This is a genomic window from Cellulomonas shaoxiangyii (assembly GCF_004798685.1).
Taxonomy (GTDB): Bacteria; Actinomycetota; Actinomycetes; order Actinomycetales; family Cellulomonadaceae; genus Cellulomonas; species Cellulomonas shaoxiangyii.
Genome location: NZ_CP039291.1, coordinates 1512520 through 1524359 on the forward strand (window position 1 = coordinate 1512520; position 11840 = coordinate 1524359).

The 11840-nt window shown below is 71.5% G+C and carries 30 protein-coding genes; 2 read left to right on the forward strand and 28 right to left on the reverse strand.

The annotated features are described in order from the left end of the window. Positions 1–18: 18 nt before the first annotated feature. The 11 genes from E5225_RS06875 to E5225_RS06920 all read right to left on the reverse strand — a co-directional run bounded on the left by E5225_RS06875 (position 19) and on the right by E5225_RS06920 (position 4734). The gene (locus tag E5225_RS06875) at positions 19–222 is read right to left on the reverse strand and encodes a hypothetical protein (RefSeq protein WP_135974897.1); all 204 of its coding nucleotides are present in this window, start codon (positions 220–222) and stop codon (positions 19–21) included. Beyond that, complete coding sequence (locus tag E5225_RS17475) at positions 219–377, reverse strand: hypothetical protein (protein ID WP_166436035.1); 159 nt, start codon at positions 375–377, stop codon at positions 219–221. The genes E5225_RS06875 and E5225_RS17475 overlap by 4 nt, the downstream gene beginning before the upstream one ends. After that, entirely contained in the window at positions 374–733 is a 360-nt protein-coding gene (locus E5225_RS06880) for a hypothetical protein (RefSeq protein ID WP_135974899.1), read from the reverse strand. The genes E5225_RS17475 and E5225_RS06880 overlap by 4 nt, the downstream gene beginning before the upstream one ends. Next, positions 730–1032 (reverse strand): hypothetical protein, encoded by a 303-nt coding sequence (locus tag E5225_RS06885; RefSeq protein ID WP_135974901.1) that lies wholly within the window; start codon positions 1030–1032, stop codon positions 730–732. Before E5225_RS06885 ends, E5225_RS06880 begins: the two co-directional genes overlap by 4 nt. Then, positions 1029–1484: a hypothetical protein gene (locus E5225_RS06890; RefSeq protein WP_135974903.1), complete on the reverse strand. Its 456-nt coding sequence runs from the start codon at positions 1482–1484 to the stop codon at positions 1029–1031. The genes E5225_RS06885 and E5225_RS06890 overlap by 4 nt, the downstream gene beginning before the upstream one ends. A gap of 556 nt (positions 1485–2040) precedes the next feature. Beyond that, the gene (locus E5225_RS18110) at positions 2041–2538 is read right to left on the reverse strand and encodes an HNH endonuclease (RefSeq protein WP_135974905.1); all 498 of its coding nucleotides are present in this window, start codon (positions 2536–2538) and stop codon (positions 2041–2043) included. Beyond that, positions 2538–2864, reverse strand: coding sequence for a restriction endonuclease (locus tag E5225_RS06900; protein ID WP_135974907.1), 327 nt, complete (start codon positions 2862–2864; stop codon positions 2538–2540). The genes E5225_RS18110 and E5225_RS06900 overlap by 1 nt, the downstream gene beginning before the upstream one ends. Then, positions 2861–3133 carry a hypothetical protein gene (locus E5225_RS06905; protein ID WP_135974909.1) on the reverse strand — a complete coding sequence of 91 codons (273 nt, stop codon included), beginning with the start codon at positions 3131–3133 and terminating at the stop codon, positions 2861–2863. The genes E5225_RS06900 and E5225_RS06905 overlap by 4 nt, the downstream gene beginning before the upstream one ends. Positions 3134–3323: 190 nt before the next feature. Next, a complete protein-coding gene (locus E5225_RS06910) occupies positions 3324–3527 on the reverse strand; it encodes a hypothetical protein (RefSeq protein ID WP_135974911.1) in 204 nt (67 codons plus the stop codon). Continuing rightward, positions 3524–4321 (reverse strand): hypothetical protein, encoded by a 798-nt coding sequence (locus E5225_RS06915; protein WP_135974912.1) that lies wholly within the window; start codon positions 4319–4321, stop codon positions 3524–3526. The genes E5225_RS06910 and E5225_RS06915 overlap by 4 nt, the downstream gene beginning before the upstream one ends. Further along, on the reverse strand, positions 4318–4734 hold the full coding sequence (locus E5225_RS06920; protein WP_135974914.1) for a WhiB family transcriptional regulator: 417 nt from the start codon (positions 4732–4734) through the stop codon (positions 4318–4320). Before E5225_RS06920 ends, E5225_RS06915 begins: the two co-directional genes overlap by 4 nt. Before the next feature lie 92 nt (positions 4735–4826). Here E5225_RS06920 and E5225_RS06925 point away from each other — a divergent pair, with 92 nt between their 5' ends. After that, positions 4827–5060, forward strand: a complete 234-nt coding sequence (locus E5225_RS06925; protein ID WP_135974916.1) for a hypothetical protein — start codon at positions 4827–4829, stop codon at positions 5058–5060. Position 5061: 1 nt separating this feature from the next. After that, on the forward strand, positions 5062–5193 hold the full coding sequence (locus tag E5225_RS18115; RefSeq protein WP_279536565.1) for a hypothetical protein: 132 nt from the start codon (positions 5062–5064) through the stop codon (positions 5191–5193). A gap of 16 nt (positions 5194–5209) precedes the next feature. Here the strand turns inward: E5225_RS18115 and E5225_RS06930 are convergent, their stop codons facing one another. The 17 genes from E5225_RS06930 to E5225_RS06995 form a co-directional block, all read right to left on the reverse strand. Next, positions 5210–6022, reverse strand: coding sequence for a DNA cytosine methyltransferase (locus tag E5225_RS06930; RefSeq protein ID WP_135974918.1), 813 nt, complete (start codon positions 6020–6022; stop codon positions 5210–5212). Positions 6023–6190: 168 nt separating this feature from the next. Continuing rightward, positions 6191–6340, reverse strand: coding sequence for a hypothetical protein (locus E5225_RS17480; RefSeq protein WP_166436036.1), 150 nt, complete (start codon positions 6338–6340; stop codon positions 6191–6193). Next, positions 6337–6486, reverse strand: coding sequence for a hypothetical protein (locus E5225_RS17485; protein ID WP_166436037.1), 150 nt, complete (start codon positions 6484–6486; stop codon positions 6337–6339). Before E5225_RS17485 ends, E5225_RS17480 begins: the two co-directional genes overlap by 4 nt. A gap of 44 nt (positions 6487–6530) precedes the next feature. After that, positions 6531–7136 carry a hypothetical protein gene (locus E5225_RS06935; RefSeq protein WP_135974920.1) on the reverse strand — a complete coding sequence of 202 codons (606 nt, stop codon included), beginning with the start codon at positions 7134–7136 and terminating at the stop codon, positions 6531–6533. 1 nt (position 7137) lies between these two features. Then, complete coding sequence (locus tag E5225_RS06940; RefSeq protein ID WP_135974922.1) at positions 7138–7962, reverse strand: lambda exonuclease family protein; 825 nt, start codon at positions 7960–7962, stop codon at positions 7138–7140. After that, a complete protein-coding gene (locus tag E5225_RS06945; protein WP_135974924.1) occupies positions 7959–8162 on the reverse strand; it encodes a hypothetical protein in 204 nt (67 codons plus the stop codon). The genes E5225_RS06940 and E5225_RS06945 overlap by 4 nt, the downstream gene beginning before the upstream one ends. Further along, the gene (locus E5225_RS06950) at positions 8159–8644 is read right to left on the reverse strand and encodes a hypothetical protein (protein WP_135974926.1); all 486 of its coding nucleotides are present in this window, start codon (positions 8642–8644) and stop codon (positions 8159–8161) included. The genes E5225_RS06945 and E5225_RS06950 overlap by 4 nt, the downstream gene beginning before the upstream one ends. 70 nt (positions 8645–8714) lie before the next feature. Further along, positions 8715–9110: a hypothetical protein gene (locus E5225_RS06955; protein ID WP_135974928.1), complete on the reverse strand. Its 396-nt coding sequence runs from the start codon at positions 9108–9110 to the stop codon at positions 8715–8717. After that, complete coding sequence (locus E5225_RS06960) at positions 9107–9289, reverse strand: hypothetical protein (protein WP_135974930.1); 183 nt, start codon at positions 9287–9289, stop codon at positions 9107–9109. Before E5225_RS06960 ends, E5225_RS06955 begins: the two co-directional genes overlap by 4 nt. After that, a complete protein-coding gene (locus tag E5225_RS17490; RefSeq protein ID WP_166436038.1) occupies positions 9286–9462 on the reverse strand; it encodes a hypothetical protein in 177 nt (58 codons plus the stop codon). The genes E5225_RS06960 and E5225_RS17490 overlap by 4 nt, the downstream gene beginning before the upstream one ends. Then, a complete protein-coding gene (locus E5225_RS06965; RefSeq protein WP_135974932.1) occupies positions 9459–9767 on the reverse strand; it encodes a hypothetical protein in 309 nt (102 codons plus the stop codon). Before E5225_RS06965 ends, E5225_RS17490 begins: the two co-directional genes overlap by 4 nt. Then, the gene (locus tag E5225_RS06970; RefSeq protein WP_135974933.1) at positions 9764–10078 is read right to left on the reverse strand and encodes a hypothetical protein; all 315 of its coding nucleotides are present in this window, start codon (positions 10076–10078) and stop codon (positions 9764–9766) included. Before E5225_RS06970 ends, E5225_RS06965 begins: the two co-directional genes overlap by 4 nt. Then, positions 10075–10416, reverse strand: a complete 342-nt coding sequence (locus tag E5225_RS06975) for a hypothetical protein (protein ID WP_135974935.1) — start codon at positions 10414–10416, stop codon at positions 10075–10077. Before E5225_RS06975 ends, E5225_RS06970 begins: the two co-directional genes overlap by 4 nt. Continuing rightward, positions 10413–10766 (reverse strand): hypothetical protein, encoded by a 354-nt coding sequence (locus E5225_RS06980; protein ID WP_135974937.1) that lies wholly within the window; start codon positions 10764–10766, stop codon positions 10413–10415. The genes E5225_RS06975 and E5225_RS06980 overlap by 4 nt, the downstream gene beginning before the upstream one ends. Positions 10767–10841: 75 nt before the next feature. Continuing rightward, positions 10842–11150: a hypothetical protein gene (locus tag E5225_RS06985; protein ID WP_135974939.1), complete on the reverse strand. Its 309-nt coding sequence runs from the start codon at positions 11148–11150 to the stop codon at positions 10842–10844. Positions 11151–11158: 8 nt separating this feature from the next. Continuing rightward, a complete protein-coding gene (locus E5225_RS06990) occupies positions 11159–11377 on the reverse strand; it encodes a helix-turn-helix domain-containing protein (protein WP_135974941.1) in 219 nt (72 codons plus the stop codon). After that, on the reverse strand, positions 11377–11709 hold the full coding sequence (locus tag E5225_RS06995; protein WP_135974943.1) for a helix-turn-helix domain-containing protein: 333 nt from the start codon (positions 11707–11709) through the stop codon (positions 11377–11379). Before E5225_RS06995 ends, E5225_RS06990 begins: the two co-directional genes overlap by 1 nt. Positions 11710–11840: the final 131 nt, after the last annotated feature.

The following is an 11840-nucleotide window of genomic DNA, read 5'->3' on the forward strand; positions in this document are numbered from 1 at the left end:
ACAAGGGGTGGGGCTGGTTCACGTGGCCTCGCCGGTGGTGGCTCGGCGGATGCGGTCGACGGCCAGCACGCGCAGCGCGTCCACCAGCTCGAGTAGCTGGTCGGCGTCACAGGGCGCTGAGACCTGGCACGCCAGGCAGTAGTGCAGGCCGTCGACCACCTCGGCCCGGTGCCGCTCCCGCATAGCCGCCACCTCGTCCGGGGTCGGCAGGGGGGCGGTCATCGGGTCACCTCGCCCTCGACGCTCACGACGTAGTCGGCGATCTCCGTCATGGGCCCAACGCCGTCCTCAACGCTGGCTGTGACCGGGGTGCCGTCAGGCTCGACCCCGACGAGCGTGGCGCCCGCGGGCCCGAAGAAGATCCGTGCCCCGCTCATCGCCCCTCCTGCCCGGTGCCGTACAGCGCCGCGACCCGCTCGGCCTGGTGTCGCGCGTGCACCGTCGCCCCTTCACGGCCGTAGCCCATCGGCCGCCCGTAGCGGTCGCACGAGCACGTCACGGCGTAGGCGTCGTCCGAGCCGCCGTAGCAGGCCACGTGAGCCGCCAGCACCTCCGCCACCTCGTCCTCGCTGGGCATCCGTGCGGCCTGCCAGGAGGCGCCCGCGACGAACCCGTCGCGGTAGTGCGACCCCTGTGCGATGCCGACGCCCCGGTCGTTCAGCGGCGGGTGCCGACGGGTGACGTAGGCGCGGGCGGCGTCCTCAACGGTGCGCGGGGTCGGCTGCTCGCTCATCGCGCCACCTCGATCCCAGCCCCAGCGACCCACTCGCCCACGTGCCGCCGGTGCTGGTCGTGGTGCGGCATGTCGCCCAGGTCCATCCCGCCGGACCCGTGACGCCAGGACGAGGCGGCGAGGGCCTCGACCTGGGCGGGGGTGAGGGTCGAGCCCAGCGCTTCCGCCAGGTCACCCCCGTGCAGCACCTCCCGGTGCGTGCTCCCGGCGCCCGTCCACTCGATGGCGACGAACCCGGGCTCGGTGTCGGGGGTGACGGTGGCCGTCACGCCAGGGGTCAGGGTGCGGATGGTGGTCATGGCTGGATCTCCTGTCGGGCGGCGGCTAGTGCGTCTGCGAGGGCTTCACGTGCCTGCTGTGCGCCCCGGGATGCGATGGCGGCGCGCTCGGGGTCGGGGGTGGTGGGTGTGGGTGTGGCGTCGTCGGCTGCGATCTGCTCGGCCCTGCACGCCCCGCAGTTCCAGGCGGCGTAGGAGCCGTGGCCGATGACGTCGCAACGGGCGAACCGGTGGTCCGTGGCGTCGGAGCCGGCGAGCTTGACCGCCGACCACCACGGGCCCATCTCGTTCATGCGCTTGGGTGTCTGCGTGGCCGCGTCGGTGGCGATGTACGCCAGGGCGACTGCCACGTCCCGGTAGGCCCGTGCGGCGTGGTCGGTCTGCAGCCACGTGCACAGGGAGCGGACCGGCCAGTCGGGGCGCAGTGCGTGTGCTGCTGCGGCCAGGCGCTCGATCTCGGTGCGGGAGAGCATCAGAGATCGCCTCCAAGTCCAAGCGATCGAGTCCCGCGCGTACGGAACTGGACGATTTGGGATTGGTCTCCATCTCCACCAACACGAGAAGGCGAGCCAGATCGGGATCGGGTATCGGGTCGGGTCGGGTCGGGAGGATTCGGGGGCGACTCGCCCCCCTGATCGCCCCCCGATTCGGGGGCGATGTCTCCGCTGCAGTACCCGCAGGAGGGGACGTTGATGTTCCGGGCCACATGCCAGCGCATGTGATTGCCCCTCGCGCCGCCATCTGCGGCAGCTGTGCGACGGGCCTTCTCGGACGCTGCGTCGGGCTGGAACTCCTCCCAGCCGTGGAAGCGCCACCCGTCCTTCGTCTGCCGCCAGAGGCCCGAGTCGACCAGCGCCTCGGCGTCCTTCGCGGTGTGCCCGAGCGCGGCGAGGACGTGCCGGGGAATGCGTCCGTCAGTCGCCATGCCGGCCGACCAGGACCCGGCGGTGACCCACAGGGCTCGCGCACGGGTGGGCGTCGCCAGCCACTTCGGGTGTCCCCACAGGCGGTCGTCAACCTTGAACCACGTCATGAAGTCGCCTCCCCGACTGGTCGGAACTCGACGCCACGGACCGAGGGAGCGGTCCGAACGCGGTCGTGGACGATCTGCCATACCCGCGCTTGCGTGACGCTGAAGCGCCGACCGAGCTCGCGTTGCGTCCACTTGCCCGTCGCGTACAGAGCGCGGATCTCCGCCACCTGGTCGTCGGTGAGCTTGGCGAGCGGGCTGTGGTGCCCCGTCGCCTTCCTTGCGCGCTCGGTGCAGTCGCGTGCGTTGTCGGCGTAGGTCCCCACGCTCAGGTGCTCGGGCTTCACGCAGCGCCGGTTGTCGCAGGCGTGCCGCACGAGTAGCCCGTCCGGGATGGGGCCATGCGTGAGCTCGTAGGCGACGCGGTGGGCGCCGCGGGTTCGCTCCCCATCCCACGCCGCGCCGTAGCCACCTGGGCCGAAGGTGGCCCCGGCCCACTCAAGGCAACCGTTCGAGGCGGGTGCTGCGTGAGACCAGAAGCGGTTAGCGTCGACCATCAGGCCGCCCCCAGCCGGTCGGTCGCCCACGGCTCCCAGTCGCGCGGCCCGGGCCCGGTGAGGCGTCGGAACGTCACGCCGGGGCGGCTGGCGACGAGGGGGATGCCGTCCGCGATCAGCGAGGCGAGTCGGATGACCTCGCGCCGCTCGGCCGGCGGGCAGGTGCCGCCGCGCTTCGCCTGGATGACCAGGAACTCGCCGGCCTTCCACGCGAGCACGTCGGCCTTGCCCTTGCTGCCTGCGGAGCGCACCGTCTCGTAGCCCTCGGCGCGCAGGTGGTGGATCACCTCGCGCTCGAAGTCGGCGCCGCCGCTGTATCGGGTCATGACGCCCTCCTCTCCGTGCGGTGTGCGGCCTGCCCGGCGATGAGGAGCGACACGGACGCCCGGGGCATGTGCATGGCGGTGGCGATCTCGTCGTGGGTGGCCCCGTGCTGGACCATGTGGACGGCGAGGTCGGCCAGGCGCCGCGTGGCGATGTGGTCGAACGGGTTGGCCTCGGGGAGGTCGGCGTCGGGTGCGAGCCGGCGGATCTGCTCGTCGATGCGCACCCGTGCGGCGTGGAGCTCGGCGAGGCGCTGGGCCCGGGCGGTCATGACGCCTCCCCGGGTGCGCAGGAGGCGTGCCCGAAGAGCGACGCCCCGCCGCAGGTTGCGCAGTGCCGCCGCTGCGAGGGGTGCTGGTGCCCGCACGTTGCGCAGTCGATGACGGTGATGCCCGTCGGGGTCGCGCCGACCTCGCTCAGGATGTCCAGCAGGTCCGGCCCGCTGTGGTCCGGCAGATCCATCACGCACCCCCCTTCTCCGGTGACGGCGTGTGCCCCATGAGCTGCCGGTGACGCAGCCGGCCAGCGGTGTCGCCCGTGAAGTCCTTGCCGCACAGGCACAGCAGGGCTCCGGTGCGCTCCCGGCGGGCGAGTCCGTAGGCGAGTGCGGCGTCGAAGCCCGGGGTGACGGACCTCGGGGACGCGTCGGGGTCGATGTCGCTCATGCGGCGCTCCGTTCCTGGTGTCGGGTGCCCTTGAGCGACTCGAGGACGTCTGGTCGGTTGTGGCGCCGCGCGGCCTCCTCGACGCCGGAGATGGTGACGCCGAGCCGGTGTGCGGCCCGCGCGGGGTGCTCGCTGCCGCGGATGAGGTGCATGAACTCGTCGAGGTCGATGGCCGCGCGCTTCTGGGGTCCGGTGCCGACGGGGGTGGCGTTGGGGTCGTCGATGTCGTCCCAGCCGAGCGGGGGTGTCAGCCCTCTCGTGCGTGCCAGCGCGCGGGTCCGGTTCGAGGGCCCGAGGGTCGCGGACATTCGCTCGTACACGTCGCGGAGGGCGCAGGCGGCTACGGCGCCGACGCCCGTGGTGTTGCCTGCTGCGATCTCGCGGACCGTGGGGAGCGGGAGCTGTGCAGCCGTGGCGATGTCGGCGATGCGCCACCCGAGGGCGTTGAGCGCGTGGATCCGCCGCCGGTAGGGCAGCGCGGGGATCGTGCCGGCGGTCGGGTACTGGGCGTGGCCGAGGATCTTCTGCGCGGTGCCGCGCGACCACGTGTGGCCGGTGCGCCGTCGCTGCTGGGCCCCGGAGATCGTGCGGGGAGGCAGGCCGGCGGCGGATGCGATGGCCGTGTCGGACCATCCGAGAGCGGAGAGCCGGTCGATCTCGGCCCAGGCGGCGTCGGACGGTCGGGCGAGCCGGTGCCCCGCGGCGTGCTGCTTCTTGCGGCGGGCCGTGTAGAGGCGGCAGTCGGGGCACTTGCAGGATGTCCACGTGGCGCGGGGGCGGCGGATGCAGGTCATGCGGCACCTGCCTTGCGCGCCCGGTACTCGCGGGAGTAAGCGGCCTGGGCCTGCTTGCACCAGTGGCACGCGTTCTCGCCGCGGCGGCGGTGCATGTTGTACGCGCCGACGGTGCCGTGGCCGCGGGGAGCGGGGGCGTCGAGCTCGTCGTCGCTCTCGTCCATGTCGCTGACCGGTGCGCCGCCGAGCCGCTGCCGCTGCTTGGGGGTCAGGCCACCCCAGATCCCGTGGGGCTCGTTGTTGTCGAGCGCGTACTCCAAACACGTGGCGATCAGCGGGCACGTGCCGCAGACCTTGCGCGCATAGTCGGCCGAGGCGCGGTCACCCTTCTCGGGATACCAGTAGTCGCCGCCCACGGATGCGCACGCGGCGCTGTCGACCCAGGCGGGGATGGTGGGAAGATCGATGGTCATGCGGCTGCTCCGTTCTTCACCCGGTCGAGTGGGTTGCGTGTAGATACAGTCGCGGCTAGTGTGTAGATACACGCCAAGCCACGGAGGACGACATGACCCGCACCGACATCCCGACCCAGACCATCGAGTGCACGTGCAAGCACTGCGCCGCGTTCGCCGAGCGCAAGGGACTGGCCTTCCCCCTTCGCGCCGAGGTGAACGAGAAGATGGCGGGCGCCATCGCGACGAACGCGAGGGGCCGTCACTCGCTGGTCCAGAAGGCGCACCAGCCGCCGTTCGGCCGCATGGACGACATGCAGGCCAAGTTCGGCCCGTGGGTGGCCTGACGTGGCGACGATGCCGCGCTCGCTGCGCATCCCGGAGGACGTCTGGATCGCCGCCGTCGAGAAGGCGAAGGCGGAGGGAACGACGGTCACGGCGGTGGTCGTGGCCGCGCTACGGCGGTACTTGAAGCGCTGACGCAGGGCGGTGGTCATCAGGCCACCGCCTTCGTCATGTGCGCGACGAACTGGCGGCCGACGAACTCTGTGTACGCCGGCGGGATCGACAGGAACGTCCCGCGCTCCGTCGCCCACGTCAGGCCCGTCAGCGCCCGCAACACGTCGAGCGAGGCGGGCACGTACCCGCCCTTGCGGACGTGCCGCGCCTCCCATGCGTCCCGTCGTGCGCCGCCGTACGCACCGGCGACCTGGACGGCGCGGGGGTGCCGGCAGTCACGGGGTGCGGTGATGGGGAACGACGCCTCGAATAGGCGGTGCCGGCGCATCGTGAGGGGCGTGCCGTCCGTGTCTCGGACGCTGCCCGGCTCGTGGAACATCGACCAGCACAGCATCGTGGGCTCGACCATTTCGGGGCGGGCGTCGGCCACGTTCTCGATGACGTAGGCCGTGCCGGTCTCCTGCATCGCGGCTCGGGTGACGCCGATGAGCCTGTCGTACCGGTCGAGGCGGTCCGGGACGGCAGCGGTGCCGCGGGAGTACCCGGTGCAGGTGGGCGACCCGTGGGCGAGGTCGACCAGCGGGCCGAGTGCCAGGATTGCCTCGATGGCGTCACCCAGGACCGCGGGGAACGGGTAGTGCGCGAGGCGTGCGGCGTCGTTGTCGACGCCGAGGATGAGGCAGCCGGCGTCTGCGTAGCCCTTGCCGGCGCCCCCCTCGCCACAGAAGGCGTCCAGGACGATCGGCACGCCGGGGTGGTCGCGGCGCCACTGTGCGATGAGCTCGCGCGCGGCGTCGATCGTGAGGGGTGCTGGTCGGCCTGGTCGTGCGGATAGCGTGTTCTTGCCCACGATGTGGGTCCTTCCTGTTGGGAGGGCGCCGGGGGCGGTGCTTGCTTGGCGGCTGGTGGCCGCCCCCGGCGCGTTTTGCAGTAGTTGGCAGTCAGGCTTTGCCGTACTGCGGGCACGTGCTGACGTGGATGCCGTCGGGGAGGAACTGGCAGAGGACGTCGCAGTCGCTCACTCCTCATCCCCCGTCATGTAGTCCCGCACCCACACGCCCCCGATGACGCGCCCGCCGGGGTTCAGCGATGCGTCCTGGGCGGCGGTGTCCTCGGCGGTGAAGGGGTAGGGGGGCTCGAGGTCGTCGGTGTGGGCGAGGGCGCTCACTGCGCGACCGCCTTGGCTTCGACCTCAGCCACGCGACGGGCGAACCTGGTGGCGTACTCGATCGCCTCGACCCATGTGCCGAAGTGGACGCTGTAGCCGCGGAACACGACGGCGGCCTGGGGGAGGTCGGGGCGGGACCAGTTCATGCAGCCGACGTAGGGCTTGCGCCATCCGGGGCGCTTGACCCCACTCACCGCGCACCCCCCGTCTCCGCCACGTCCGCCCACTCGCCGTCGAGCGCGGGCTGGTCGGGCTCGGGCTCCTTGGCCGCCGCGTCGAGCTCGGCCACCCGTGCCTCGATCTGCGCACGCACCTCGGGGGTCGCCGCACGCCATGCCGCCTTGAGTGCGGCGCGGTCGGTGGTGGTGGCGATGTCGAGGGCGGGCGCGGTGGGTGCGTCGGGCAGTGGCTTGACGGTCCAGTGCGCCCCCCTGCCTCCGCGCGGGTTGACGAGGGTGGTCTTGCTGCTGGTGATGTGGGACAGGCGGCTGATGCGCGTTCCGCCTCGCTTCTCCTTGCCGAAGTAGACGTCCGGGTCTCCGTACAGTTCGACGCGGCGGCCGACCCAGACCTTCACGTCCTTGCCCCAGTTGTCAGCCAGGACCCGGAGCATTCCCTTGCTCGGCCGCCAGACCCGGGGGAACTCGGCCAGTGCGATGTTCACGGGCTGCTGGTCGGCGAGCTCGGTGCCGTTCTCGCTGACGTCGGTGATGGTGAAGACCTGCGGCCCGGAGGCGTCGAGGTCGGCGAAGTCGAGTTGGTCGCTCTTGGGTGCGAGAGCCTTCGTGAGATCCATGTCAGAACACCAGGTCCAGGTCGAAGTTGGTGCGCTCGGTCAGGGGCATGCCCGTCGTGCGCTCGGTGAAGGTGGCGACGATGTGCGCGGCGTTTATCTCGAACAGGCGCGCAGCCGCGGTGATGACCTCGAACCAGCGCAGGTCGGGGTAGACGCGCTTGACGTACAGGGGAAGCCCGCCGCAGAACGACACGTAGTCGCACCATGCGCGGCCACTGACGAGGAGGCCGGCCTGGATCTGCGCCATGTTTCCGGCGGGTACGGCGTCTGCCAGGACGGTCGCGACCTGCGCCTTGGCTCGCCGGGACTTGATCTCGATGAGCCCGTCGTCGCCCACGAGCCCGTCGGGGGAGTAGCCGAGCCGCCAGTCGTGCTCGGCTCGGACCATGAACCCGACCTCGGCGACGTCGACCCCGGTGTGCTGGGCGTAGGCCTCGCGTGCGATGGGCTCCTCGTACGTGCCGCGTTCCATGTCGCGGTTCACGTACACGGGGTTTGACCATCCGGTGATGCGCTCGGCGGCCAGGAGGGTCGTCAGGGCGCGGGACGTGTCGTTGTTGGCGAGGACGATGACCGGCTCGAGATCCTGAGCAAGGGCAACGCGGCTCGCGTGGAACGACTTGATCGGTGCCGCTACCGCCTTGCGCGCCCGGCTGACGCACGGGTTGTAGACCTCTGCGCCACAGTCGGGGCAACCGACCTCGGTTGCGTCCGGGTGGGTGGTGGTGACGAGCTGGCCGACCACCGACGCGGTGACGATCCCGCGACGCGCCTCCAGCCACTCGTCCGTGCCTTGGATGAGGTGGTCGAGGATGTGGACGCTCACTCCGCCCCCTCCCCACACCCGCAGTCACACAGGCACGGCACGAGCACGTCCGGCCCCGGCACCCATGCCCGCCCGTCGCACCGCTCGTGCCACCCGGCGCCGCACGGGGTCTCGCGCGGCTCGTCGAGCTCGTCGTCCTGGGTGGCGAACCGGCGCTCGTCGGCTCGGGCGATGGCGGCGGGGGAGGTGGGGTCGCTCATCGGGTCGCCGCCGTCGGCCGGAACAGGTAGAAGTCGCCCTGGTAATCCGCATCCACGGCGAACGTCAGTTCTCCGTGGAGCGGGTCGTCGGTGTTCTCGAACCAGTCGCGCAGGTTGCAGACATCGGAGTTGAAGGTGCCCACGTGGCGCGGGCCATCGTCGAGTGCGTGCCAGGGACGTCCCCCCTCGACGCCATCCACGTCCCACTCCTCGCACAGGCAGTCGTAGACCGCGTGGCACAGGGACTGCGGTCCGGCCGCGCAGTGGAAGCGGTAGGTCGGCCATCCGCCGCCGTCCCACGTCGCGGTCACGGTGTGCTCGGCGGGCGCCGCCGCCTCCCGCACCTCGGCGTCGTGGGCAGCGAGCCACCGGTCGAACTCGGCGGCGTGGGCGTCGTACCCGAGGCCGTGCGTGGTGTCCTGCTCCTCGGCCCACGTCTGCCGCACGTCCTGTGTGCGCGGCGTGTACCCGTCGGCGCTCATCGGTAGACCACCTCCCCGGCCTCGCGGTCCAGCACGTCCCAGGTGCCGCCTGGTCGGGTGTCGGTGGTGGTCACGGGGTCACCTCCACGCGGACGCCACGGGCGACGAGACGGCGGGCCACGTCGGGCACGTCGATCTCGTGGGGGTCGGTGGTCGCCTCGTACAGGGCCTTCGTGACCGCCTCCACCTGTGCCTCGTCGACCGGCGGGTGGGCGCGGAGGTACTCGGCGATGGCGAGGTGGTCGCGGGCCTCGCGCTCGTGGCGCTCGATGGTGCCGAACTCGTAGAACTCGCCGCCCACGATGCAGCCGGTCCCGGTGACGTTCGGGTCCACCTCGTGCAGCTCGCCCCGCTCGATGACGAGGGCGTCGGCGGGGACGACCTTGTGGGTGCCGAGCTCGTCCGAGATGCGCCAGCCGTAGCCGTACTCGTCGCGGATGACCCGCACGTACTTGTCCTCGCTCACAGCCCAGCTCCTTCGTCTCCGATGCGGTCCGCTGCCTCGCGGAGGTTGAGCAACGCCAGCCAGCCGGCGTCGGTGTGCGTCCCGTGCTCGCGGTCCACCTCGCGCCAGGCGAGGAGTGCGGCGAGGGCCTGTTCGCCCAGGTCGAGGGCGACGAGGGCCGGAAGCGTCGTCGTGCTCATCGCTTCATCTCCGTCTCATCGAGCGGCCCCCACACCAGCCACGCGAGGGCGACGGCGAGGACCAGGAGGGCAGGGACCACGACCCATCCCGTGCGCCCCAGGTCCGGCGCGGCGATGACCGTGAGGACCAGGGCGAGGGCGGTCAGGAGGGCGAGCTGGAGGAGGCGGATCACTGGGTGCCTCCCCGGGCGATGCGGGCGGCGTCGGCGTAGGCGTCCCCGATCGCAGAGAACCCGACCTGAGCGCGGTCGTGGCGCCACATCTCGACCTCGATCTCCCGCGCCACCTGCTCGCGGACGGCCTGGACGAGTTCCGTCAGAACGTGCCTGCGGTGCGCCTCTGCCCGGCCCTCCCAGCCCAGCGGGTGGCCGCAGGTGCAGGCGGCGAAGTTCTCCATCAGGCCGCCCCCACGAACGCGCGAGGACGACGTGAAGACGTGGGCCGCCTCCACCGCCTCGGTGAGGTCGAGCGGGGTCATGACGCGGCCTCCCCACGGGCGATGCCGGCGGCCCAGTAGAGGGCGTCGGCCACGCCGTCGTAGTAGTCCTGCGTGCGCCCGTCCTGGACGCTCGCCATCTGCGACGCCGGGGTGGCGCGGAACAGGTGGTGGATCTGCTCGCGCACCTGGCGGTCGATGTGGGGGAGGGCGGCGGTGATGACGGGGCGCACGGTCTCGCGCGCGGTCTCGCGCTCGTCCGCATCGGCCGCGTCGTAGGTCCGGAGCATCACGGCGGCCCACAGTGCGGGGGTGGCCGCATCGAGCGCCTCGGTCAGGTCGATGCCGCTCACCGGTACTCCACCTCCGGAGCCGTCCCGGCCAGCGAGAGACCCCAGGCGGCCGCGAGCGCGTAGTCGATCGACCCGAACCCGACCGCCGGCGCGACCGCAGCCACAGCCGCGTCCACCTGCTCGTCCTGCTCGTCCGTGGGCTCGACGTCGGCCGGGAGGTTGGCGAGGTCGTGCAGGAGGCGAGCGGCCTGGGCGTCCGTCGGCAGCGGCGCAGGACCACGACGGGCACGGTCCAGGCGGTCGAGGTTCGACAGGTCGGGGGTCGGGTCGTCGGAGACCCAGCCGGTGAGGAAGTTGGGCTTGGGGAGGCGGCGGAGGGCGCGGTCGAAGGGGTTCATCGGGTCACCGCCTCGAGCGACGCCTTCTTGACCAGCCAGTAGAACGACTCGTTGTACCGGCGCGGGACCTTGGTGCCGTCCGCGTAGAGCCCCACGAACTCGACGAGGTCGCGGTAGCGGTGAAGCTCCGAGACCGTGCACCAGCGGTTGTTCTCGCGCGCCTTGTGCTGCTCGTAGCGGGACCAGTCGTCGCCGGTCGAGATGCGGTCGGGGTCGGCGCGGAACAGGTGGTCCTCGATGAGGACGACCATCCCGTCGGCGAGCCCGCTGCCACGGATGAGGTCGTCGTGCTGCGGGTCCATCTCGTAGAACCGGTCCACGTAGGCCGGCTGCTGGCTGTTGCTGCTCACAGGTACGCTCCTGTCTTGTAGTGGTGAGCCCCGGCGTTCTGGCATGAGCGGACCGGGGCTTACTGCTGTGCTGGGTCAGGCCGCGGAGGTCTGGATCGGCCCCGCGAGGCGGTACACCTGCGCGGCCTTGGCGGCGTTGCGCGAGGCGGTCCCGCCGTTGGGCCGGTACTCGCCGGTGGGCACGAGGACGTGCTGGCGGCGGAGGGCGCACATGACGGCGCCGATCTGCGAGGGAGCCGCCCAGGTCGGGATCAGGGGGCGGACGTCGGCGATGTGCACCTCGCCGTGCTGCTCGGCGACCGTGACGATGGCGTCGCGGATGGCCTCGCGCGCCTCGACGCGGGTGGTGCGGTGGTCGGCGGCAACGGCGTCGATGGCGTCCATGAGGGCTCCTAGGCCGTGCGCTTGCGGGAGGTGGGAAGGGAGGCGACCCACTCGTCCAGGTCGACGGCCCGGATGACGGGCTTGGAGTTGCGACGGCCGGCGTAGTGGGCGATCAGGTCGCCCGTCTCGATGGCCTCGCGGATCGTCGTCTCGCCGAGCCCGGTGGCCTCGGCTGCACCGCGGAGGTCGTAGGAGACCTGGGCGACGGTGATCTGGGGGGTGAGCATCAGGCGGCCCTCCCGACCGTGCGCGGCTTGGTGGTGTGGGAAGTGACGCTTGTCATCTCGGACACGAAGAAGAGGTCCATGGGGACGTCGAGCGCCTCGCAGATGAGTTCGGCGGTGCGGCCCTTGTTCAGGGACTGGGTGCGGCCGGCGATCAGGTTGTCGATGGTCCCCGGCACACACTCGGCGTACTTCGCGAGCCGGCGGGCCGAGAAGCCCTTGACCGCCATCCGCTTCTTGAGCATGTCCACCGAGACGAGCTTGTGCCGCATCCCCACCGGCCACCTCCTGCGCATCGTGACGACCCTGCGTGGTGCCGTCGCTGTAGTCCCCATCAAACCCTCCTTAGGCGTCGGCGTCAAGCGCCGCTAGGCAGAAAGGTAAGCGGTACTTAGGCAGCGGCGCAATACCCAGTTCGTGAGAGGGGGCCGGGGGTGTGGCTAGATCATGCGGCTGACGGGGGATG